Origin of the sequence: Gemmata algarum (genome assembly GCF_034097035.1) — a bacterium.
Taxonomy (GTDB): domain Bacteria; phylum Planctomycetota; class Planctomycetia; order Gemmatales; family Gemmataceae; genus Gemmata; species Gemmata algarum.
Genome location: NZ_JAXBLV010000244.1, coordinates 144,526 through 166,151, shown reverse-complemented (window position 1 = coordinate 166,151; position 21,626 = coordinate 144,526). Strand labels below are relative to the sequence as shown.

18 protein-coding genes are annotated in these 21,626 nt (G+C 69.7%); 6 read left to right on the top strand and 12 right to left on the bottom strand.

Going from position 1 to position 21,626, the window contains the following annotated elements; all coding sequences use genetic code 11:
- Nucleotides 1–106 precede the first annotated feature (106 nt).
- From R5W23_RS31610 to R5W23_RS31600, 3 genes are all read left to right on the top strand, one after another.
- Nucleotides 107–892: an ABC transporter permease gene (locus R5W23_RS31610; RefSeq protein WP_261189735.1), complete on the top strand. Its 786-nt coding sequence runs from the start codon at nt 107–109 to the stop codon at nt 890–892.
- Nucleotides 893–1,085: 193 nt separating this feature from the next.
- Nucleotides 1,086–1,964 carry a hypothetical protein gene (locus R5W23_RS31605; protein WP_261189736.1) on the top strand — a complete coding sequence of 293 codons (879 nt, stop codon included), beginning with the start codon at nt 1,086–1,088 and terminating at the stop codon, nt 1,962–1,964.
- Nucleotides 1,965–2,144: 180 nt separating this feature from the next.
- Nucleotides 2,145–4,013, top strand: a complete 1,869-nt coding sequence (locus tag R5W23_RS31600; RefSeq protein WP_320689817.1) for a glycosyltransferase — start codon at nt 2,145–2,147, stop codon at nt 4,011–4,013.
- 143 nt (nt 4,014–4,156) lie between these two features.
- On the opposite strand, the gene R5W23_RS31595 is transcribed toward R5W23_RS31600, so the two are convergent.
- The 11 genes from R5W23_RS31595 to R5W23_RS31545 form a co-directional block, all read right to left on the bottom strand.
- Nucleotides 4,157–4,471: a hypothetical protein gene (locus tag R5W23_RS31595; protein WP_320689816.1), complete on the bottom strand. Its 315-nt coding sequence runs from the start codon at nt 4,469–4,471 to the stop codon at nt 4,157–4,159.
- A gap of 102 nt (nt 4,472–4,573) precedes the next feature.
- On the bottom strand, nt 4,574–4,900 hold the full coding sequence (locus R5W23_RS31590; RefSeq protein WP_320689815.1) for a transposase family protein: 327 nt from the start codon (nt 4,898–4,900) through the stop codon (nt 4,574–4,576).
- Nucleotides 4,901–5,566: 666 nt separating this feature from the next.
- A complete protein-coding gene (locus R5W23_RS31585; RefSeq protein WP_320689814.1) occupies nt 5,567–6,229 on the bottom strand; it encodes a tRNA-uridine aminocarboxypropyltransferase in 663 nt (220 codons plus the stop codon).
- Nucleotides 6,230–6,775: 546 nt separating this feature from the next.
- Nucleotides 6,776–7,744: a prenyltransferase/squalene oxidase repeat-containing protein gene (locus R5W23_RS31580; RefSeq protein ID WP_320689813.1), complete on the bottom strand. Its 969-nt coding sequence runs from the start codon at nt 7,742–7,744 to the stop codon at nt 6,776–6,778.
- 109 nt (nt 7,745–7,853) lie between these two features.
- Nucleotides 7,854–8,264 (bottom strand): acyl-CoA thioesterase, encoded by a 411-nt coding sequence (locus tag R5W23_RS31575; protein ID WP_261188626.1) that lies wholly within the window; start codon nt 8,262–8,264, stop codon nt 7,854–7,856.
- A complete protein-coding gene (locus tag R5W23_RS31570; protein ID WP_261188625.1) occupies nt 8,261–9,568 on the bottom strand; it encodes a glycosyltransferase family 4 protein in 1,308 nt (435 codons plus the stop codon). The genes R5W23_RS31575 and R5W23_RS31570 overlap by 4 nt, the downstream gene beginning before the upstream one ends.
- 445 nt (nt 9,569–10,013) lie before the next feature.
- Nucleotides 10,014–10,277 carry a hypothetical protein gene (locus tag R5W23_RS31565; RefSeq protein WP_261188624.1) on the bottom strand — a complete coding sequence of 88 codons (264 nt, stop codon included), beginning with the start codon at nt 10,275–10,277 and terminating at the stop codon, nt 10,014–10,016.
- Nucleotides 10,278–10,579: 302 nt separating this feature from the next.
- A complete protein-coding gene (locus R5W23_RS31560) occupies nt 10,580–11,044 on the bottom strand; it encodes a response regulator (protein WP_261188623.1) in 465 nt (154 codons plus the stop codon).
- Between the two features lie 106 nt (nt 11,045–11,150).
- The gene (locus tag R5W23_RS31555; RefSeq protein ID WP_320689812.1) at nt 11,151–12,614 is read right to left on the bottom strand and encodes a DUF1501 domain-containing protein; all 1,464 of its coding nucleotides are present in this window, start codon (nt 12,612–12,614) and stop codon (nt 11,151–11,153) included.
- A gap of 141 nt (nt 12,615–12,755) precedes the next feature.
- Entirely contained in the window at nt 12,756–15,860 is a 3,105-nt protein-coding gene (locus R5W23_RS31550; protein ID WP_320689811.1) for a PSD1 and planctomycete cytochrome C domain-containing protein, read from the bottom strand.
- Between the two features lie 117 nt (nt 15,861–15,977).
- Complete coding sequence (locus R5W23_RS31545; protein ID WP_320689810.1) at nt 15,978–17,351, bottom strand: MmgE/PrpD family protein; 1,374 nt, start codon at nt 17,349–17,351, stop codon at nt 15,978–15,980.
- Between the two features lie 174 nt (nt 17,352–17,525).
- Here R5W23_RS31545 and R5W23_RS31540 point away from each other — a divergent pair, with 174 nt between their 5' ends.
- Genes R5W23_RS31540 through R5W23_RS31530 form a run of 3 tightly spaced genes read left to right on the top strand, consistent with a single transcriptional unit; the run spans nt 17,526 to nt 20,609 of the window.
- Nucleotides 17,526–18,425, top strand: coding sequence for a carbohydrate deacetylase (locus R5W23_RS31540; RefSeq protein WP_320689809.1), 900 nt, complete (start codon nt 17,526–17,528; stop codon nt 18,423–18,425).
- Nucleotides 18,415–19,638 (top strand): glycosyltransferase 87 family protein, encoded by a 1,224-nt coding sequence (locus R5W23_RS31535; protein ID WP_320689808.1) that lies wholly within the window; start codon nt 18,415–18,417, stop codon nt 19,636–19,638. Before R5W23_RS31540 ends, R5W23_RS31535 begins: the two co-directional genes overlap by 11 nt.
- The gene (locus R5W23_RS31530) at nt 19,635–20,609 is read left to right on the top strand and encodes a glycosyltransferase family 2 protein (RefSeq protein WP_261188617.1); all 975 of its coding nucleotides are present in this window, start codon (nt 19,635–19,637) and stop codon (nt 20,607–20,609) included. The genes R5W23_RS31535 and R5W23_RS31530 overlap by 4 nt, the downstream gene beginning before the upstream one ends.
- A 7-nt stretch (nt 20,610–20,616) precedes the next feature.
- On the opposite strand, the gene R5W23_RS31525 is transcribed toward R5W23_RS31530, so the two are convergent.
- A complete protein-coding gene (locus R5W23_RS31525; protein WP_320689807.1) occupies nt 20,617–21,444 on the bottom strand; it encodes an NAD-dependent epimerase/dehydratase family protein in 828 nt (275 codons plus the stop codon).
- Between the last annotated feature and the right edge of the window lie 182 nt (nt 21,445–21,626).

Genomic DNA, 21,626 nt, shown 5'->3' with positions numbered 1-21,626 from the left:
TGTGTGAAGCGTGACGGCCCCGAAGTGTTGGGGTTGTGGAAGTGCGGGGGGCTATGTAGAAGCCGCCCCCGTTCCGCCCGACAGGGGACCCGCGGCCGAGGTACGGATGCTCAACCAAGTTACCGGCATCTGGAAGTTCCGGAGCTTCCTGCTCGCGCTCGTGCGCCTCGACTTCCGCATGCGGTACAAGCGGTCGGCGCTGGGCACCGGGTGGGCCTTGCTGATCCCGATCGCGATGGCCGGGACCTACGTGATCGTGTTCAGCGGCGTGCTCGGGCTGTCGCCCGCGGAGTACGCCACCTCGCTGCTGGTCGCGCTCGCGGTGTGGGGGTTCGTGCGCGAGTGCGCCGTCAGCGGGTGCCTGGCGCTGATATCGCACGAGAACTACATCCGCCAGAGCCCCCTCCCGTTCGGGCTGTACTCGCTCCGGTTCGTGATCGGGTACGCGATCCAGGGGTTGCTCGCGCTCGGGGTCGCGCTCGCGGCGCTCGTCATCAAGGACGGGCACGCGGAGAAGCTGCTGATGCTCTGGGCGGTGGCGCCAGCGCTGCTCATGATCTTCGTCGCGGGGTGGGCGGTGGCAACCGTCTGTGCATTCGCTCAGGTACATTTTCACGACACCAAGCACCTGCTGGAGATCTTCGCGCAGATCCTGTTCTTTCTGACCCCCATCGTGTACCCGCCGGACCTGTTGACGGGCAAGGGCCTCGGGTGGGTGGCCCGGTTCAACCCGCTGAACGCGTACATGGAACTGGTGCGCCGCCCGCTGACCGCCGGCGAATTACCCGACGCGAAGGTCTACGCGTACGCCGCCGTCTGCACCGCGGCGCTGTACCTGTTCGCGCTCGCCACCACCTGGCGCTGCCAGAAGAAGGTTGTGTACCAGCTCTGAACGGGTTGACGAAACCGGGCGCATGTGCCGGGCGCGCAGAACGGCCGGCACATGCGCCCGCCTTCTCACGCGGGCGTGCCCCCGGCCAATCCGCCTTGACCCACTTTTCGCGCCGGATGTAGATTGCCGTCCTCGCGGCCGGTCGCTCGGGTACCCGCCCCCCGCCGCGCTCCCTCGCCAGGACGGTGACACCATGATCAGCGTGCTGTTCTGCTCGCGCGCCAAAGGCAACCCGGACTCCGGGCTCACCCGCCTCCTCGAGTCGATGGCGGACTGCACCACCCCGGAAGAGAAGAAGCACGTCGAGTTCCTCATCAAGTTCGATTCCGACGACGACGACCGGCCGACGGACGCCGCGCTGGCGAAGTACCCGTTCCCGGTGCGCCCGTTCGTGTGGTCCCGGGGCGAGGGGCGCCACGGCCTGCACCACGCGCAGGAGTACCTCTTCGCCCAGCGCGACCCGCGGTCGAAGTGGTGCCTGATGACCGCCGACGACTTCTACTTCAACCGGCCCGGGTTCGTGTCCGAGATCCTGGCGACGAAGGACGAGTTCTGCATCATGGGGCACCGCCGCCCGATGATCGAGACCTATGCCGGCCGGTACGAGCAAGAGGAGGTGATCCGCGAGTGGGTGGTGTCGTTCGGGCCGTGGTCGCCGGTCGTCAGCTCGCGGGTCATCGAGGTGTGCCAGAACTTCGGGTGGCAGGCGAACGTCGATAGCTGGCTCATGGGGCTGTCGGTGGCGCTGTATGACCTGTACGGGGTGGTGATCTGGAAGCAGCACCACCCGTTCTACGCGCGCGGCGGCGCGGACGACCGGCCCGCCAGTTGCGGGCTGGCCCCGACGTACAACAACATGGAAATCACCAACAACGTCGGCCCCAACAACCGCTACTGGTTCGAGCTGGTGCGGCGGCAGGCGCGTAACCTCTACCTGAACATGGTCCACGGCACCGAGCACCGCCGCGGGTGGTCGGAGACGTGGTACAAAATGCGCCAGCAGCCGGCACACCGGCTCCCGGTGCGGGCGCTCCGCAAGCTCCGCACCCGAATCGGCTCCTTCTTCGCCTGAGCCAGCGCCTCCAGCCGACCGGTCCTGACCGCTCTCGACGCCTCTCTCTCGGCCCGTCGGGCGCGCCCGACGGACCCGAACGCCCTTTGTGTGATTCCAACGGAACACGGGTGCCGGCTCGGGGCTGCCCCGAACGGCACCGGTCCCTCGCACCCGAATCGCCCCCTCGGATAACTTGCCATGCAACTCGGCCGCCGCGACAAGATCCCGTTCCCGGAGTCGTACAACGGGTTCCGACTGATCCGCATCCACGGGCGCGTCCACGCAATCCCGCTCACCGCACAGGTCGAACGCATCCTCCGCACACCGGGGCTGCTCGACCGTCACCCCGCGGTTCTCGCGGCACCGACGCTCGACGAGGTGAAGCGCCTCGTCGACGCCTGCGCCCCGGGTGCGCACCTGCCGGAAGGGATTGCGAAGGTCGCGGGGCACGACATCGTGCGGCACCGCGGGGCGTACTACGCGGTGCCCGAGAACGCGGGCGCGATCGACCTGGACGTTCCGGGCGACCGGCAGCGGGCGGGGGTGATTCCCGGGGTCAGCGCCGAAGACCTGGAGCGCCGGTTGCGCCAGATCGCCGCGGGCGCGCCGGTCGAGTTCGCCGGGTGGCTGCCGATCTTTTCCGTATCGGGCAACTGCGGCCAGCACCCGCAGTTCAAGCACACCGGCAACCCGCCCGACGGCTACCGGTTCACCCGGTCCGCACCGCCGGTCGTCGCGCCGCAAGCCGCACCGCCCGGCGCCGGCGGGGTCGCCGCTCGAGCACGACGGCTGTGCGGCAAGGCGGGTGCCGCGCTCCAGAAGCTCTGGTACGCGGGGCGTAGCGCGCTGAGCTTCGTGTTCCCGCCGAAGGGGGTGAGTCTGGCGACCCGGGTCGCGGTGCTGGTCGCCTTCGTGCGGCTGGCCGCCCTGCTCCTCCGGAAGGGGTGCAAGCCCGGCGCGGTGCTGAGCTTCCTCCAGACCCGGCACCTGCAATCGCAGCTGCTCCTCGGCCGGCAGGAGCTGGTGTTCCTCACGAGCATGCCGTACACCTTCGGACAGAACCCGTGGGTGATCGAGATCGAGGACGTGACCACGCTGTTCTACCCGCACGTTCAGAACGGTCACACCTGTGGCATGGCGCTCGCGGAGTCGCCGTACTTCCCGATCGTGCGGGCGCTGCTCGAGGCCGATCACTGTAAGGCGATCCTCACGCACATGAGCTCGACCGCCGAGCTCATCCCGGCGCTGTTCAAGAGCGCGATCATCAGCAAGAAGGTGGTGTACGCCCCGCTCGGCGTGCGCCTGCCGGAGCGCTGGCAGCGGCACGACCCGCGGCCCGGTGACGAGCCCATCAACCTGCTGTTCATCAACTCGTGGTGCCAGGTGCCGGAGAACTTCTACGTCCGCGGCGGGCTGGACGTGCTCGAAGCGTTCTCCATCCTGCGCAAGCAGTACCCGCACCTGCGGCTCACGATCCGGACCGCCCTGCCCGCCCTGGACGACCACTACCTGCGGATCATTGAGGGCGGGTGGGTGCGGGTCGTGAACCGGTTCCTGACCGACGAGGAGATGGCCGAGTTGCACGCCGGGAGCGACATCTTTCTGCTCCCCGCGGCCCGGGTCCACATCGTGTCGCTGCTCCAGGCGATGTCTTACGGCCTCGCGGTCGTCGGCTCGGACGGCTGGGGCATGGAGGAGTACCTTGAGGACGGTCACAACGGCCTCGTGGTCCGCGGCCGGCACGGGAAGGCGTCCTGGGCGGACCCCGAGGCCGGGATGCTGCGCGAGAACTACGAGTTCACGTACACGCCCGACCCCGAAGTGGTCGCGGGGATCGTCGAGGCGGTGTCGCGTCTGGTCGAGGACCACGGCCTGCGCCGGCGGCTCGGCCGGGCGGCCCGGACCGACGTGCGCGACCGGTACAACCTGGATGCCTGGAACCGCGGGCTGAAGTCGGCTCTCGACCGCGCCCGCGGGGTGGCGCCCGCAACTCCGGAACGGACCGCCGTACCGGCACCCACGGTGCGGGAGCCCGGTCGTGCGGTGGCGACGAGCGGCGGAAGTTGAGGCGTAGCCCGCGCCCCGATCTTTCCGCCTGCGCCGCGGGCTGATCGGGACGCGGCGTGAACGAGCAGAGCCGACGCCCATCGGGGAGCGCCCCGAGCAGCTACGGAGGTTTGTAAGGTACATGCGGGCAGGTCTTTCAATTGTCACGTTTGTTCACCACTGCTCAGACGCGCGGTAGCAACGTGTTTTTTGGCAGCGAACCGGGTGCGTCGCGGCTTTGGCTTTTTCGGCCCCCGCTTCGCTTTCTTGTAGCGGTCCAACTGAACCGGCCGCATGACCGACCGAAGCCACGCCCCCATTTGCTCTGCCGTCCAACGGGGGATGGGCTCCCACACCTCTTCGGGCGCGGCAAGTTCCATCCCTTCGACCGTTCGCTCCAACTCGGCCGCCACGGAGAAGTGCGACCGTTCCTCGGCAGCCTCGTCCCCGTGCTCACCGCGCACCGCGGCACGAATCATCGCATCCCCATTAGACCTCATTCACGATAGCGTGGGGGTGTTCGTCCCCCTCACCAACCGGTGCTCAAGCGGCCTTCACCCGGTGGTCGGGCATCCGATTGACTAACTCAGCGATGGCCCGAACCCGCAGCGCGTGCCCGGACCGCGGTGCCGGTGCACGTGCGTCACCGCCCGGAACCGGTACAACCGCCCGATCGCGTGCTCCACCACGATCCGGCGCCGGCGGAACGCCCGGTTGCACTTCCGGTCCTCGGGCGACCGCCCCTTCCCCTGCGGCTTGCGGCGCGGTGCCGCACCCGAAGTGGTCGCCCCCGCCTCCACCACCGGGGCCACGTCACGCGCCAGCGCGTCGAATGCCGCGACCGTTAGTCCGGTCAGATGCTCGAACACGGCCCGCTGCTTCCGCAGGTTGTCCAGGCGCGCGATCATGGGACCCCTCACCGCGACGAGATCGACACTGCGAGAATGCGAATCCGCGTCTATCGTGAATGAGGTCTACTGTGCGTCCGCCGTGTTCAACCGCGGAACGCGATCCGTCTGCCAGCGCAACAAGGAATGAGAGGGCATCAGGGCGATCCCCGGCGAAACGCGACCCAGGTACCGAGCCCCGAGACCGCCCTGAAAAGAGCGATCGTTCTCGGCACCTCTGCGATGCTCTTTGTCGGAGCTTGTTGGCACGCATTCGCTGACCGACGGTATTTTCCTTGATCCGCAACATCGGGGCACTCCTGGTCCGCACCACTTCCATTCCGGTTGCCGAGTGGCACTGCTGCGCAACGTTCCCTCTCTCTAATCCGATGGCACGGGCCGGAATGGCTCCGCGCGCCGCCCTGAGCTGTGTTTCTGTGAGCGGTTGCAAGTGGTATTCGTGTATGGCTTTGTGAGCCAGGTTGCGAACGTCACCGGGACCGAAGTCGATCCGTTGAGCGAGCCACCCCAGACGCCCGTCCACACCCATCCCGGGTGTCGGGGGATTGCATACGCGGCAAAATCGGCGGAACTGGTCGGCAGTCGCGTGGTAGCAGTGCCCCAGCAGTTGGGCAGCGGCGTACCAGCGACGCGGTAGCGGTGTACCAGCGGATGCCCCAGCCGTCGTCACCGACAGTCGGTGACGCCTTCGGCGGCCCCGGAGTCAGATTCGGGAGGGGCCGGTGCGCTCCCGTCGCGCGGTCCGCCGAGGCCGCCGTACACGTCGCCGCGCCGGAGCTTGCCGCGGACCATCAGCATGCGGTCCACGGCCCGGCGGTAGAAGTCGAGCAGCGGCTCGGCGACCGCTTCATACGTGGACATGCGGTGCCCGAGCCGGTTGCGGCGCAGGGCCAGCCCGGCGAGAGCCCGGCTCGGGAGCTCGACCTTCACCGCGCCGGCGAGGAGCGGGATCCGCTTGACCATGCGGCTCGCCTGCCGCCAGTTGCCGTCCGGGACCACCAGGGCCGGCGGCGACGGCAAGCCGGCGACGAGTTCCGGCGTCAGCGGCTTGGCCCCGTGGCCGGGGAAGAGCACGATCGGGGTTGTGCCGGCGGGCACATGGGACCCGGGATCGGCCGGGGCCGGGAACGCGCCGTGCGCGAGGATCGTGGCGTTACGCGCGGCGAGCGACAGGAGCCGCAGCGTGTTGGTCGTCCGCCCCAGGTCGTGGACGTGCGCGACGAGCAGGAGCGGGGTGCGGGTCGCGATTCGCGGGGCGAGCGGGCACACGCACAGCCACCCCGGGAGGCGACAGGCGGGGCAGGGCGTCTGATCGCGGTCGGCGGACATCGGGCTCCGGATTGGTCGGGCAGTCAGGACGGGCGCATGGGGGGATCCTGCGAACGACGCGCACGCAGGTGCTGACGCCGGGCGTCTCATTCCGGCCCCAAAATAGGAGTTTATTGAAGTGGGGGCGAGAAGCGGCTTCCGTTACTGGCCCTGGTCACTGTTCGGCAAAAAACGTCGCTGGTCGTGCCCAGGAACTCGGCGCGCCTTGGAGGCGCGAGTACGAATTAATCTATCACCTAACATCGATGCACGCCCATGGCGCACCAGGAGCCATCTTGCAGGCAATGTTTACTCAGAATTATTCCTTACCTGAAGTAAGAGAACGGAACTCCGTGGCCCTACTTGCTATCGTGGCGATTCGGGTGATAGTTCGAGACACGCAGTTGCTCATGGCTATGGGAATTATTAGCCACGATGCCACGCTGAGAATACAAGAGGTGGATGAAGCTTTTGAGAACATGATAGGCAAGATCGGCTGCCCATAGCCAATCTCCAATTTATTAAATCCCCTCCCAGTCAGGAGTGCGGCGGCTCGAAGGACTGCGGCTAATCGATGCTACGCCCCTCACCCCCCAACCGGAGCGCGGCAAGGGCGAGGGTGCCGAGGCCGTAGAAGGTGTACTCCACGTCGGTGTGCTCGTCCCACAGCCCGCCGCGGAACCCGCCGATCGGCCGCTCGCACTCCTCCGCGTACCGCTGCACCGCCTCCCAGTCCAGCTTGTCCGCGTGCCCCAGTTGGTCCAGCGTCCACCCGCCGGTGAAGGTCGAGAGCAGGTCCGCCGCCGGGATGCGGTCGTTCGCCCGCAACCCGCCCTCGAACGGGGAGACGAGGGCCGCCAGAAAGGTCGCGGTCTCGGCCTTCGCCCCTTCGTCCAACGCCCCCAGGATCTGGAGCACCCCGACGCCCGCGGCGGTCGGGTTGGTGCCGCTGCGCTTCATCGCGGAGATTTCCACGTACCCGCCGTCGGACCTGCGCCGCGACCGCACGAACGCCGCCAGCTTGTCCGGGTCGGGAGACGGGCGGCCGAGCAGTTGCAGGCACAGCGTCACCAGGAAGCTCGTGTAGGTGCTCCCGTACAGGGCCGCCGGCGTCTTACCGTACCCGCCGTCGGGGCCGCGGAACGTTTCCAGCGTCGCGGCCACGCGGTCGCGCCAGTCGGGCGGGGCGTCGGCCAGCACGTCCGGCCCGCCGCCGAGCGGCACCAGGTAGCAGCTCACCACGAGCGAGAAGAAGTCCACCACCCCGGCGGTGCCGGTCATCTTGGTGCGCAGGAAGTGGGCCGCGTTGCCGCACACCTCCGGGTTGAGCGCCTGGAGCACCGCCAGCGAGCGCAGCGCGAACCCGGTGTAGTACAGGTCGGACCCGCCCTCGCGCCCGGAGAACCCGCCGTCCGGGTTCTGCGCGCTGAGCAGGTACTGAACGTTCCGCGCGCGCTGCTCCGCGGGCAACCGCTCGACGCCTTCGAGCAGCCGCGTCGTGAGCCGGACGAGGTACGGTTCGGGTTCGTCGGGCATGGATGAGGTCTCAGGTCGTGACGTCGTAAGCCGTAAAGTCGTATGGCCCTGTCCGATGAACGTCGCGACTTGTGGCCCTACGACTTGAGACGCGGTTACGCGCGCCGCGCTACGCTTCCAGCTTCGCCCGCACGTCGGGCGGGATCTCCAGCGACTCGATCTGGTCGGGACCGCCCGCGCGGCAGAACACCGCGGTCACCCGCCCCACCGCGATCGGCTCGCCGCGCTGGTTCGTGAAGTCGAACCGGTACGCCACGGACTTCTTCCCGAGCTTCTCCAGCACCACCGCGATCGTGAGCACGTCGGCGAACTTCGCGGGCTTGGCGTAGTCGCAGCTCGCGGACACCCGCGGGAACCCCAGCTTCGCGCCGCCCTCCGCCCAGCTCACCGAAAGGCCGCGCGAGCGCAGGAAGTCGGTCTCGGCCACCTCCATGAAGCGGAAGAAGTTCGAGAAGTGCATGATGCCGGCCATGTCGGTGTCACCGAACTCGACCCGGCGCGTGGTGGTGAATGTGGTCATGCCGTGAGCGGGGCGGGGGTGCGGACGAACGATTCCAGAAGCGTCATAGTGTTCGCGGCCATCGCCTCGGCGGTGAACCGCTCGCGGAGCGCGGCGAGCCCGGCGGCCCCGCAGCGGGCGCGGAACTCGTGGTCGGTCAGGATCCGCGCCAGCTCGTCGGCGAGCGAACCGACGGAGCCGGGGTCGGCGAGCCGCCCGCCGCCGGTCGCCTCGATCAGCTCGGGAAACGTCCCGTGCGCGGGCAGCACCGCCGGCACCCCGTTGGCCCACGCCTCCAGGACGTACAGCCCCTTGGGCTCGCGGTACACGGTGGGCACGCACAGCACGTCGATGGAGCGCATGAAGCGGACCTTGTCGTCGTGGCCCGGGCTCTCGACGTGCTCGAAGTCGCCCCGCAGCCCGGCCGCTTCGAGGCGCTTCAGTTGCGCGTCGAAGTACGGCCGGTTGTTCGCGCCCAGCCAGCCGCTCGCCTTCAGCTTCGCCGCCGGCGCGCCGGGCCGCCCGCGCAGCGCGATGAACGCTTCCACGGCCCGGTGGAACCCCTTCTCGGGGCAGATCCGCGCGAAGTAGCCGATCGTGAGCGGGCGGTCCCCGCGCGGGTCCGGGGCGCCGCCGTGCCCCGCGAGGTTGATTCCGGGGTGGATCACGTGGATACGCTCGCGCGGCAGCCCGATGTACCCCGCCATGTGGTCGGCGTAGTAGTGGCTCGTGCTGATGTAGCCGTCCACCGACCGGCCGTTGGCGCGGATCAGCTCGAAGCACCGCCGGCGGTCACGCTCGGGCAGCTCGTCGAGGAAGATGTCGTCGCCCTGGAGGGTGACCAGCACCGGCACGCCGAGCTGCCGCTTCACCTCGGGGATGACGCCCGACAGCAGCGCGTTGGTGAACAGCACGAGGTCGGGCTTCTCGGCGCGAAGGAACTCGACGAGTTTGGCGACCTCCTTCGCCTGGTGCCCGTGCGTGCCCTGCAACATCGAGATGGTCAGGGCGCCGAGCTCGCTGTACTTGGTGCGCACCGCGAACCGGGAGACGAACTTGAGCAGCCAGCGGAAGTTGAGCAGCCGGTCGAGGAACCGCGGGGTGTGGCGGAACAGCCAGAACTTCTGTTCCAAATACACGTTCACGCCGCCGAAGAAGACCGTCTGCTGCGAGGCGTCGGCCTCGTCAACCGTGATGGGGGTGTAGGTGGGGATGAGCAGCGCGTCGTGCCCGAGCTTGCGCAGGGCGGTGACGAGGGCGTTGTCGCGCATGCAACTGCCGCAGTACATGCCCGCGGCGCCGGCGGTGATGAACGCGATGCGCATGGTGAAACGCCCGCCCTGGTTCGAACCCGGTTGTCTTACGCTACATACCGGTTCGCGGCGAACGGCTTTCTCTTCTCCTGGCATCCCGGCCGGCAAGAACGGAGGGCGGTTAAGTACGCTGGCCCCTGCTCTGCGAGCTAAAAGCGGTTCGCTCGCCGGCTGAGCGCGTGAACGCACGGTACGCGCGACAGAACAAGGTTTACCGTCTGCGCCCGATGGGCACCAAGAAGGGTGCCCGGTGAGGGCGCTCTCGCAAACAAACCAGAGGAAAGAAATGGCCCGCTGCGAGCGGCTTCGTGACGCCGCGGCAACGGGCTGAAAGAGAGTTCCGGTACGAACTGCTCAGTGCAGGTCCGGGGCGGTTGTAAATCTTGAGAACGAGCCGCGACCGGCTCTTTGGCAGTCGCGGCTCGTCAACAAGGTCGGGTCGATCGTGACCGTCTGCTTAGACAGGAAGCTTCCGAACGGGTGAATACGCCGGCTTCTTGCCACCCCGGTTGCCGTAGTTGTCGCCCGACGTGCCGCGCGCCAGCCGCTCGGCCTCTTGTTCCGTCTTCAGCCCTGAGTGCAGGAGCGTGTGCAACCCGGGTTGCGCCGCCTCAATCGTTTCCCATTCCCGCTGCTCGCACACCACGTTCGCGGTGCCTTTGCCCCCGTTCAGGGACACTCGGTACACCACCCAGGCGTGACAAACTTCTTGAACGCGCATCGGGTCTCCGCTTACGGGCGATACTGTATTGTAGCGGCAAACCGTGCTCACCTCTGCGCCCAATTGCACGCTTTTCCAAATCGTTGCGCGACAGGTTGACTTTTCGTCCTTCACCGAGAGCATGTAATCCCCGCGCGGCCACCGACCGATAGCCGCCTCGTGCCTTCAGCTTACCCGCGTTTCGCGGGGTTCCGTCGTAGGTGAAATCGTCACACCAAAGCGTTCGGCGTGTCCGGCCCCGGCTACCCGGTGAGCCAGCTCTTTCAGGCCGGTCGGGGGGGATGTTGTTCGAGTCCGTCGCGTCACATTCCGGGACGCCCTTTCTCGGCGTACCGGTTCAACACCTCGTACAGCTCGGCCGGTGGCAGCGGTTTGGTGAAGTGCAGGTCGAACCCGGCTTCCGCCATGCGCTCGAGCGAACTGTAGTCGCCCAGGGCCGTCAGCGCGATGAAGAGCTGCTCCTCGCTCCCGGGGCGCTCGCGGAGCCGCCGGGCGAGCTCGCACCCGTCGATCTCGGGCATCGAGATGTCGAGTACGCAAACTTGTGGGTCGAACTGCTCGACCTGAGCGAGTGCGGACGCGGCGTCGTGCGCCACCAGCGCCTTGCAGCCCACCATTTCGAGGATCGCGCCGAGCGAGTCGGCGGCGTCCACGTTGTCGTCCACACACAGCACGCGGAGCCCCGGCGGGGGCGGGAGAGCGGCCCCCGCGGTCGTTTCGGTCAGCGCGGGCAGAGCGTCGATCGGGGTTGAGGTCGGCGTGGTCATCGGTCGGGTCGATCCGGAAAGCGGGTGCCCGTGCGGGCCGGTTCGCGACGACAGCCGTCGTGAAGTTGGTGCCGCATACGAAGCAACCCGCGCGCCGAACGCCCGGTCAGCGGATCAGGTCCGTGACGACGTGCTGCTCTTCCACCCCCGTGAGCCGCTGGTCGAGCCCCTGGAACTTGTACGTGAACCTCTTGTGGTCGATGCCCATCAGGTGCAGAACGGTCGCGTTCAGGTCGTTCACGTGGGCCGGCTTGTCGATCACGTTGTAGCTGTAGTCGTCGGTCTCGCCGTACACCTGTCCGCCCTTGATCCCGCCGCCCGCCAGCCACATGCAGAAGTTTCGCGGGTGGTGGTCCCGCCCGTAGTTCGTCTTCGACAGGCCGCCCTGACTGTACACCGTCCGCCCGAACTCGCCGCCGCACACCACCAGCGTGCTGTCGAGCAGCCCTTTTTGCTTCAGGTCGGCCAGCAGTGCCGCGGTGGGCTGGTCGGTGTCCTTGCACTGCGAGCGGATTTCGCTCGGCAGGTTCCCGTGCTGGTCCCACCCGCGGTGGAGGATCTGGACCGCACGCACCCCGCGCTCCACGAGCCGGCGCGCCAGGATCGCGCTGGCGGCAAAGCTGCCGGGCTTCTTCACGTCGGGGCCGTACATTTCGAGCGTTTTTGCCGGCTCTTTCGACAAGTCCGTCAGGTCCGGGACGCTCGTCTGCATCCGGAACGCCATTTCGTACTGAGCCGTCCGCGTGAGCGTCTCGGGGTCGCCGTACTTCTCGGCCGTGCGTGCGTTGAGTGCGCCCAGCGCGTCCAGCATCGCGCGCCGGTTGCCCGCGCCGACGCCGTCGGGGTTCTGAACGTACAGGACCGGATCGCCGACGCTGCGGAGCGCGACGCCGCTGAACTTGCCCGGCAGGAACCCGCTGGCCCACATCCGCGAGAACAGCGCCTGCGCCGCGGCGCCGGAACTCCAAGTGGGCGTGAACACCACGAACGCCGGCAGGTCGTTGCTCTCGCTGCCCAGCCCGTAGGAGAGCCACGAGCCCACGCTCGGCTTGCCCGGCGTTTCGCTCCCGGTCATCACGAAGGTGCAGGCGGGGTCGTGGTTGATCGCGTTGGTGTGAACGCTCTTCACGAGTGCGATCTCGTCCACCCACTTCGCGGTGTGCGGGAGCAACTCGCTGACCCACGTCCCGCACTGGCCGTGCCGCGCGAACTTGAACAGGGACGGCGCGACCGGGAGCCGGGACTGCCCGCTGGTCATGGTGGTGATGCGCTGGCCTTTGCGGACGCTCTCCGGCAGGTCCTTGTCGAACTGCTCGGCCAGCTTAGGTTTGTAGTCCCAGGTGTCGAGCTGGCTCGGGCCGCCGTTCAGGTGCAGGTAGATGACGGCTTTCGCTTTTGGCGTGTGGTGCGGGAACCCGGGCAGCGGCGGGTGAACGCGCGGGGCGGCTTCGGCGCCGCGGGCGCGACCGGCGCCGAGCAGCGCCATCGCCAGCCCGCCGAGTCGAATGCCCGTGGAACCGAAGAACTGCCGGCGGGTGAGATCAACTTGCTGTTCGTTGAAAGGATGCATGGCAGCTTATTGATGGAGGGTGATGCCGGAGCGCGGGCCTCTGGCCCGCTTCGCGATTCCGGCAGTGTTGCTTTGCGGTATTGCCACGAGCGACCACAAATGCGAAGCAAAGCGGGCCAGAGGCCCGCGCTCCGGCGCCGGTCAGTTCCGACTCACGGCTTCATCCAGGTTCAGCACGAGGTTGGCGACCATCGCCCACGCCGCCACTTCCGCGTCCGCCGCGGCGCCCTTTGGCTTCGACTCGCCCGCGTGAACCACCTTCTTCGCGCCGGCCGGGTTCGCCGCGAACAGTTCCCGCTGTCGCTCCAGGGCGGCGGCGACGAGCTTCACCTCTTCGGCGTCGGGGCGGCGGCTCAGCACGGTGCGGTACAGGAACGCGATCCGCTCCTCCGTCTGCTTCCCGCCCTCGGTGAGGACCCGTTCCGCCAGCGCCCGCGCGGCCTCGAAGTGCTGCACGTCGTTCATCAGTTGCAGCGCCTGCAGCGGCGTGTTGGTGCGGTCGCGGCCGGCACACAGTTGCTCGCGGTTGGTCGCGTCGAAGTTCGTCAGGAACGGCGCCGGGGCCGTGCGCTTGATGAACACGTAGAGGCTGCGCCGGTACAGCGCCGCGCCGTGGTCCTGGAGGTAGTAGCGGGTGTTGCTGTCGGCGTAGCCCACCGGCTCCCAGATGTTGGGCGGCTGGTACACGTTCACCCCGCGCCCGCCCATCTCGTGGCTCATCAGCCCGCTCACGAACAGCGCGTTGTCGCGCAACTGTTCGGCGTCGAGCCGGAACCGCGGCCCCCGGCTGAGGAGCTGGTTCTCCGGGTCTTTCAGGCGCACCGCGGGCGGCTGGGCGGCGTCGCGTTTGAAGGCGTCCGAGGTGACGAGCAGTTTCACGAACTTCTTGGTGTCCCAGGACGCGCGGTACTCGGCGGCCAGCCAGTCCAGCAGTTCGGGGTGGCTCGGCGGTTCGCCCTGAGAGCCAAAATCGGAACTGGTCTTCACCAGCCCGACGCCGAAGAACTGCTGCCACAGCCGGTTCGCCGCGACGCGGGCCGCGAGCGGGTTCTCGGGGGACGTGATCCAGTTCGCGAGGTCGAGCCGCGTCGCGCGCTTCGACGGGTCGGCGAGCTTGAGCGGCGGGAGCGCCGCCGGCACGCCGGGTTGCACCTTGTCGCCCGGCTTGTCGTACTGCCCGCGGAGCATCACGAACGAGTCGCGCGGGACCGGCAGGTCGCGGAACACCATCGTCCCGGGGATCGCGTCCGCGGCACCGGCGTGTTCGGCCCGGGCCGCCTCCCATTCTTGCTGAAGGTTGGCGAGCGCGGGCGTGGCGCCGCGGGCGACGTGCGCGAGGTAGTAGGCCCGCAGCTTCGCAACGTCCTCGGCCTTCGGGTTCTTCGCCGGGCCGACGGCGACAACGGCGTTCAGACCGGCGGGCAGGCCCGGCGGCGCTTTACCGTTCAGGCCCTTCCACCACACCTGGAACGACGCCCGCGGGTCGGTCGCGGGGTGACTCGTGCCCGCCAGCGCGACCGCGTCCCAGTACACCACCCCGCCGTGCTCCTGGAGCGTCAGCGATGGGACCGGCTGCTCCCCCTTCAAACCCAGGTCTTCGGCCTTGAGGGCGAGCTGAGCCCACGAGCCGGGTTTCGGGAGGTCGCCGACACGTGTGCCCAACCCGCCCCGCGCGTAAGGGGACTCGGCGGTCGGCTCCTGACCCCACCACACCTTCTTCCCGCCGGCGAACTGAACGGTAACGGCGCCGGGCGGCTGCTTCGGGTCGAGGTACACCCACGCCTCGAAACGGGCGCCCGCGGGGGCGCGGAGCGGGTTCCGGAACTGAATCGTGTCCTGGTGGAAGAACGTGTTCGCCTGGCGCAGCACGCGGCGGCCCGACTTCGCGCCGAACGCCGGGGCGGTCACCCAGTCGGCGGCGTTGCGGGTGGTGTTGCTGCTGGTGGCCCCGGCGGGGAACGTGTCGTCGAGCAGCACCTCGCGCACCGCCACCGCCGGCGCGTCCGGGGTGGCCGCCGGGTCCGTGTATGCCGCCTTTGCGGCGGCCTCTTCGAGCGCCTTGCGGGCGCCGGCTTCGGCCTTGGCGGCGGCCTCGAGTGCGGCCTGCTGGGCCGGCGTCGGCACCTTCACAAACGGCCCGGTGGTGCTGACGTTGCTGTCCAGCGCCGGGTCCGCGCCGGAGTAGAAGAATGCGTAGAGCGAGTAGTATTCCTTGATCGAGATCGGGTCGAACTTGTGGTCGTGGCACACGGCGCACCCGGCGGTCAGGCCGAGGAACGCCTGCGTCGCGGTGCTCGCGCGGTCCACCGCGTTGCGGTACAGCCACTCGGCGTCGATCGACCCGCCCTCACCGGTCGTCACGTTGCACCGGCTGAACCCGGTCGCGGTGAGCTGCTCGCTCGTGGGGTTCGGCAGCAGGTCCCCGGCGAGTTGGTACGTGGCGAACGTGTCGAACGGCAGGTTGTCGTTGAACGCCTTCACCACCCAGTCGCGGTACTTCCACATCTGCCGCTCGTTGTCGAGGTGGAGGCCGTGGGTGTCGGCGTACCGGGCCACGTCGAGCCAGTGGCGCGCCATCTCCTCGCCGAACCGCGGGCTCGCGAGGTAGCGGTCCACCAGCCGCTCGTAGGCGCCCGGCTCCTTGTCGGAGAGGAAGGCATCAACCTCGGCGACGGTCGGCGGGAGCCCGGTGAGGGCGAACGACGCGCGACGGATCAGCGTCTCGCGGTCGGCCGCGGCGGTCGGCTTCAGCCCCTCCTTTTCGAGCCGCGCGCGGATGAACGCGTCCACGGGGTGCCCCGCGCCGGGCACCGCCTGCCGGGCGACGGGCTCGAACGACCAGTGCTTCTGGTACTTCGCCCCCTGCTCGATCCACAGCCGGATCGTTTCTTTCTGGGCCGCGGTGAGCTTCTTGTTCGTGTGCGGCGGCGGCATCACGCTGTCGGCGTCGTCCGAGACGATCCGCTTCCACACCTCGCTCGCGTTCGGGGCGCCGGGCTTGATGGGGAACGCGCCGTCGCGCTCTGTAAACGCGCCATCGGGCACGTCGAGCCGGAGCTTGCCCTTGCGCGCCTTCGGGTCGAACCCGTGGCACGCGAAGCAGGCGTCCGAGAAGATGGGGCGCACGTCGCGGTTGAACTCGATCGTTCGCGTTGCGGGCGCGGCCGGGGCGGGCTTCTTGACGTCCTCGGCCCGACCGACCGAGACCACGCACGCGAGCAGTGCGGTAACGCAGAGCGGCTTCATTGGAACGGGAACCGGAAGAGTGGTTCGGGCAGGAGGCCTGATACGAACACTTCCGGAGCCCGTTGTCAACTGTCAATCTCGGTTCACCGGCCCGCGCCCGGCACGGGCGCCGCCGATTCAATCGACGAGGGCGATCAGGTCCGTCACGCTGGTGAGCGTCTCCAGCTCCCAGCACCGGGCCAGGATCTCGTCGGCCCGCGCCTTCCCGTACCGCGGTTCCGCGACCCGCCGGAACTTGGCCTCGACCTCGGCGTCGGTCATCGGGTTCCCGGCGTGCCCGCGCGGGAACTCCACCTCCCGGACGACCGTGCGGCCGTCGTTGAGTGTGACGGTGATGCGGTTCGGGATGCCGTGCGGGTACCGCGGGTCGAGCGTGCCGTCGTGCGTCACCTTCACCTTGCCGGTGAACGCGACCCGCCGGGCGTCGGTGAAGTGCGGCTCGTCGAACGTTTCGAGGTACACGTCGCCGTCGTACAGCGCCGCCGCGGTGCAGTACGGCAGCGAGTGGTCGGCCGTCTCCCGGGTCTTGGGCGCCCACGCCTCGGGGTACTTGCCGATGATGTTGTAGCTGGCCTCGAACGTCGCGATGTCGATCCGCTGCACCTGCGACACGTCGCCGCCGAGTTCCGCGCGGATCTGGAGGGCCGCGTCGATCGCGCTCTGCGAGTGGTACTCGGCGGGCCAGAACTTGATGTACGTCTTGTTGATCATGAACCCGTCGGCGTTGCCCGGCTCGCCGCCGAACGGGGCGGGGGTGAACGCTTCACGCGCCACCAGCTTGAAGAACCCCAAATCGCCCTCGAAGATCGGGGCCGGGCCGGTCATGCCGTCGGCCGCGAGGGTGGCCGCGAACACCCCGTTGCGGGCCGCGTTGGCGAACGCGCACCCCTTCCACATGCTCAACTCGCCCGACCGCGTTTGCCGCAGCGCGACGTTGCACACGCCCGCCAGCCCGACCGTGTGGGTCAGCTTGGTGACATCGAGCTTCATCAACTTGGCGGCGGCGACGGCCGACGAGATGGCGCCGTAGGTGACGTGGTCGACCCCGTGCTTGCGCAGGCTCGCGGCGTCGCAGAACCGGCACTGGATCTCGTAGGCCAGCACCGCGGCGGTGATGAGGTCCTTGCCCCCCGCCCCGACCGCCTCGCCGACGGCCAGCACCGCGGCGAGGTTGTCGCTCGGGTGCGCCGGCTCCTTGCTCAGGTAGGTGTCGTTGAAGTCCAGGTAGCGGATCAGCAGCCCGTTGACGAACGTGGCCCACTCGATGCTCGACTTCCCGCCCCCTAGCAGCGACGCGCCCGGCGTGCTGCTGACCCGTGCGGCGCACTTCTTGGCGATCGCGTAGGCCTCGGCCGGCATCGCGCCGATGGCGGTGACGAAGGAGTCGATGAACCGCCGCTTGGTCTCGTGGACGGCTTCCCGGGTGAGCGACTCGAACGTGAGGCCGGCGGCGTACCCGGCGAGCCGCGCGGCCAGTGTCGGGGAGGACATCGCGAACATCCCTGGTGAGGTGGTGACGTGGGGATGTTGTACGAAGCGGTCGCGCCGCCCGCCCGGCCCGCCGCGGCCGCCCCATCCGATGTGCGGCCGATCTTTGATTTCATTTTTTCCCGACAAGCGGCCGATCCTTCGCAAAGCCATGCGTCGCTCGAACCATAGGAATCTATGTCGGCCCGTCGCCTTCTGGTGGTCGCGGACGATTTCGGCATCGGCCCCGAAACGTCTCGCGGGATACTCGACCTTATGCGGGCCGGCGTGGTCACCGGCACCGTCTTGCTCGTCAACGCCCCGACCGCCGAGGACGCGGTCCGCCGTTGGCGCGCCGCCGGCGGCCCGGGCGACCTGGGGTGGCACCCGAACCTGAACCTGGACCGCCCCGTGTCTGCCCCGGGGGCGGTCGCTTCGCTGGTGTGCCGCGGCGGCGGGTTCGCGCCGCTGGGCGTACTGATGGCGCGGCTGGCGACCGGGGGCGTCCGGTACCGGGAGCTGGTCCGCGAACTGGACGCGCAGCTCGGGAGGTACCGGGAGCTGGTCGGCGCCGACCCGGCCCTGATCAACGGGCACAAGCACGTGCACGTGTTCCCGCTGGTGCGCCGGGCGCTCGCGGAGGTGCTGGCCGCGCGCCGGCTGCGCCCTTACGTTCGCCGCGTGATCGACCCGGTGTCGTGCCTGTGGGGGGTGCCGGGGGCGCGGGGCAAGCGGCTGTTCCTCGGCGCCCTCGGCGCGTGGGCCGCGCGGCGGCAGCGCCGGGCCGGGTTCCCGGGCAACGATGCCCTGGCCGGGATCACCGACCCGCTGTGGGTGCGGGACCCGCAGTTCTTCGCCCGCTGGCTCGCCCGGGTGCCCGGGCGGGTGGTGGAACTGGCCGTACACCCGGGGCACCGCGACGAGACGCTGATCGGCCGCGACTGCACCGCCACCGACGGCCAGGTGCAGCGCCGCACCGACGAGCAGGCGCTGCTGTCGGCGCCGGAGTTCGCCCGCGCCTGTGCGGGGGCGGGCTTCGATCTGTGCCGCCCCTCGCGCGCCTGGGACTTACGAACGGAGGCCGCCCGTGCCGCCTGACTTTCCCTCGCCCGCGCCCCACTGGCGCGTTCGGGCCGCCTGGGCGGTCTGGCTCTTGGTGCTGGCCGGCCTGCTCACCCGCGGGGCCGTCGCGCCGCACCGGAACAACTGCTTCCGCGACCACTACCGGTCCGGCGGGGTGAACTGGCTGGCCGGGACCGATCTGTACGGGACCACCGCGGACACGTGCCGCTACAGCCCGGCCGTTCACGTCGCGCTGGTCCCGTTCAGCGCCCTGCCGGAGTACTGGGGCGGGCTCGCCTGGCGCGCCGCCGGGGCGGCCGCGCTGCTGGCCGCCCTGGGCTGGTGGCTCAGGGCCGTGTGTCCGCCCGACCTCAGCCCGAAGGCCCGGGCCTGGGTGCTGCTCGCGGCCCTGCCGCTGTGCCTGGGGAGCTTGAACAACGGGCAGTCGAACGTGTTCATGGCCGCCGCGCTGCTGGCCGGTACCGCCGCCGCCGCCCGGGGCCGCTGGTGGGTCGCGGCGGCGGCGGTCGCCGCGGCCTGCTTCTTCAAGATTTACCCGATCGCGGTGGGGCTGCTGTTCGTCGCCATGTACCCGCGCCGGTTCGGCCCGCGGTTCGCGCTGGCCCTCGCCGCGGGGCTCCTGCTGCCGTTCCTCGCGCAGGAGCCGGAGTACGTCGCCCGCCAGTACGAGCGGTGGCTCGGCAACCTGCGGGCCGACGACCGGTCGGCCTGGGTCCTCGACGAAGCGTACCGCGACGCCTGGCTGCTGGTCCGCCGCGCCGGGCTGCCGCTGTCGCACGCGGCGTACCAGTGGGTGACGGTGGCCGCCGCCGCCGCGGTCGGCGGGCTGTGTCTGCTCGCCCGGTGGCGCGGCGTTCCGGACCGGACGGCCCTGAACCGCGCCCTCGGGCTGGGGTGCTGCTGGATGACCGCGTTCGGCCCGGCCACCGAGTCGCCGACGTACATCTTGCTCGGCCCGACGCTCGCTTGGCTCCTGGTCGAGAGCCGGCGCGGCGGCCCCGCGCCGTGGGCGCGTGCGCCGGTCGTGCTGGCGGCGGTGCTGTTCTTCGGCACCTGCGTCGCGGTCACCACGCCGCCGTACGGGCGCCTGGTGCTGCGGACCGGCACGCAGCCGGCGGCGGCGCTGGTGCTGCTGGCCGTGCTCGCCGCCATGACGCTGAAGCGCCCCGCGGCCGCAGTGGCCCCCGCCGCGGGGCCGTTCGTCCCACCGGTGAGGAGAGCCGCATGAGCACCCTCGTCAGTATCGTGTGCCCGGCGTATGAGGAGGCGGACGCGCTGCCGCACTTCCACGCGGAGCTGGTGCGCGTGCTCGACCGGCTCGGCCCCGACTACCGGGCCGAGGTGATTTACGCCGACGACGGCTCCGCGGACGGAACGCTGGGGGTGCTGCGCGAGCTGGCGGCGGGGGACCCGCGGGTCGGGTACCTGTCGCTGAGCCGCAACTTCGGGCACCAAGCCGCCCTCACGGCCGGCCTGGAGCACGCGACCGGCGACGTCGTGGTGATGATGGACTCGGACCTCCAGCACCCGCCGGCCGTGATCCCGCGGCTGCTCAGCGAGTGGCGGGCCGGGGCCGACGTGGTCATCACCGTGCGCGAGGACGACCCGACCCTGAGCCGGTCGAAGCGGTTCAACTCGTGGGCCTTCTACCGGCTCATGCGGGCGGTGAGCGGCACCGAGGTGCGCCCGTCCGCGGCGGACTTCCGCCTGATGACCCGGCCGGCGGTTCACGCGCTCTTGCAACTGCGCGAGTCGCACCGGTTCATCCGCGGCATGGTGCAGTGGGTCGGGTTCTCCTGCCGCGAGGTGCGGTTCGTGCCCGCGGCGCGTGTGGCCGGGCGCTCGAAGTACACGTTCCGCAAGCAGCTCCGGCTCGGGCTGGACGGGATGTTCTCGTTCTCGAAGGCGCCGCTGCGGGCGCTGCTGGGCCTCGGGGTGTGGTTCGCGGCCCTCGGGGCCGCGTGCGCGCTGGCGGCCCCGTTCGCGTCGGCCCCCGGGTTCTGGTTACTAGCCGCGGTCGTGCAGACCACCGGAGGCGCGACGCTCGCCGGGCTGGGCGTGGTCGGCGAATACGTGGGGCGCCTGCACGAAGAGGTCAAGCGGCGCCCGGTGTACCTGTTGAAGGAGACCGGGAACCTGGCGGCCACAGCCCCGGCCGGGGGCGAGCCCGCCCGGCCGCCGGCGCGCCGGGCGGCCTGACCCGTTGCTACGCCGCGGCGCGCGCCCGCCCGCCGGTGCGGGCGAGCGCGCCGTACCAGTCGAGCGTTTCTTGAAGCGCGTCGGTGAATGAGGTTTCGGGCGCCCAGCCGAGCGGGTTCGCCGGCGGGGCCACGTCCGGCAGCGTCGGCGCGGCGCCGTTGAACACGTCGCGCATGGCCGCCCCGAAGCGCCGGTCGCTCAGCACCCAGCCGCTCCGGAAGGGGTAATCGCCGGGGCCGCGCACCGCCACGTCTTCCGCCACTCGCAGGCACGCCCGCGCGGCGTCGCGCACGAACACGTGGTCGGTCACCGGCCCGTCGGGAAGGGGCGGAAGCCCTTCGCCCCCGTGGAGCGCCAGGGCGGTTGCGGGGGCCGTGCGGAACACCTTCCGGTCGCCGGGGCCGAACACCGCCCCGAACCGCGCGACGCTCAGCCCGCCGAGCGGCTCCGCGTGCCCGGTCAGTGTAAAGGCCTGTAACGGCCGGGCCGCCACCACCGGCACCCGGCGCGAGTACAGGCGCACGGCATCGAGCACCGCGGGCGTGCCCCGGTCCGCGGCGAACGGCTCGCCCGCGGCGAGGTGGAACACCGCCGACACCTCGTGAACCGCCATCGCCGAGTGCAGCCGGAACACGTTGTCAGCCCGGCCGCGAACAAAGTGGACGCGGCCGCCCTGCCCCGGCGCAAAAATGTCCGCCCCGGAACGTTCGTGGATCAACCCGACGACCGCGGCCCCGCGGTCGAACAGTTCGTGGCACACCGCGGCGCCCAAGAGCCCGGTGCACCCGGTCACCAGCACCCGCCGACCGGCCCACGGGGAAGTTGATTCGCTCACCGGTGCGCCTCCGTTGCGCGTCGTGACGTGTGTCAAACCCCAGGGTATCGCGGCGCGCGGCGCCCGGTCAAGGCGGACCGCGGCGCGGTTCCAGCGGTCGGTGGTGGCGGAGGTCGGGTTGCGAAGCGGGGGGACCTCGGCTATACCGGCCGGTCCACATTCTGGCACACGCGGCAGGCCCT

What these genes read in the sequence shown, in the direction of transcription:
- R5W23_RS31560 (WP_261188623.1), bottom strand. Translation starts at nt 11,044, where the DNA reads ATGACCACGCCGACCTCAACCCCGATCGACGCTCTGCCCGCGCTGACC.
- R5W23_RS31580 (WP_320689813.1), bottom strand. Translation starts at nt 7,744, where the DNA reads ATGCCCGACGAACCCGAACCGTACCTCGTCCGGCTCACGACGCGGCTG.
- R5W23_RS31605 (WP_261189736.1), top strand. Translation starts at nt 1,086, where the DNA reads ATGATCAGCGTGCTGTTCTGCTCGCGCGCCAAAGGCAACCCGGACTCC.
- R5W23_RS31610 (WP_261189735.1), top strand. Translation starts at nt 107, where the DNA reads ATGCTCAACCAAGTTACCGGCATCTGGAAGTTCCGGAGCTTCCTGCTC.
- R5W23_RS31575 (WP_261188626.1), bottom strand. Translation starts at nt 8,264, where the DNA reads ATGACCACATTCACCACCACGCGCCGGGTCGAGTTCGGTGACACCGAC.
- R5W23_RS31550 (WP_320689811.1), bottom strand. Translation starts at nt 15,860, where the DNA reads ATGAAGCCGCTCTGCGTTACCGCACTGCTCGCGTGCGTGGTCTCGGTC.
- R5W23_RS31590 (WP_320689815.1), bottom strand. Translation starts at nt 4,900, where the DNA reads ATGATCGCGCGCCTGGACAACCTGCGGAAGCAGCGGGCCGTGTTCGAG.
- R5W23_RS31565 (WP_261188624.1), bottom strand. Translation starts at nt 10,277, where the DNA reads ATGCGCGTTCAAGAAGTTTGTCACGCCTGGGTGGTGTACCGAGTGTCC.
- R5W23_RS31555 (WP_320689812.1), bottom strand. Translation starts at nt 12,614, where the DNA reads ATGCATCCTTTCAACGAACAGCAAGTTGATCTCACCCGCCGGCAGTTC.
- R5W23_RS31530 (WP_261188617.1), top strand. Translation starts at nt 19,635, where the DNA reads ATGAGCACCCTCGTCAGTATCGTGTGCCCGGCGTATGAGGAGGCGGAC.
- R5W23_RS31595 (WP_320689816.1), bottom strand. Translation starts at nt 4,471, where the DNA reads ATGATTCGTGCCGCGGTGCGCGGTGAGCACGGGGACGAGGCTGCCGAG.
- R5W23_RS31545 (WP_320689810.1), bottom strand. Translation starts at nt 17,351, where the DNA reads ATGTCCTCCCCGACACTGGCCGCGCGGCTCGCCGGGTACGCCGCCGGC.
- R5W23_RS31585 (WP_320689814.1), bottom strand. Translation starts at nt 6,229, where the DNA reads ATGTCCGCCGACCGCGATCAGACGCCCTGCCCCGCCTGTCGCCTCCCG.
- R5W23_RS31540 (WP_320689809.1), top strand. Translation starts at nt 17,526, where the DNA reads ATGTCGGCCCGTCGCCTTCTGGTGGTCGCGGACGATTTCGGCATCGGC.
- R5W23_RS31600 (WP_320689817.1), top strand. Translation starts at nt 2,145, where the DNA reads ATGCAACTCGGCCGCCGCGACAAGATCCCGTTCCCGGAGTCGTACAAC.
- R5W23_RS31570 (WP_261188625.1), bottom strand. Translation starts at nt 9,568, where the DNA reads ATGCGCATCGCGTTCATCACCGCCGGCGCCGCGGGCATGTACTGCGGC.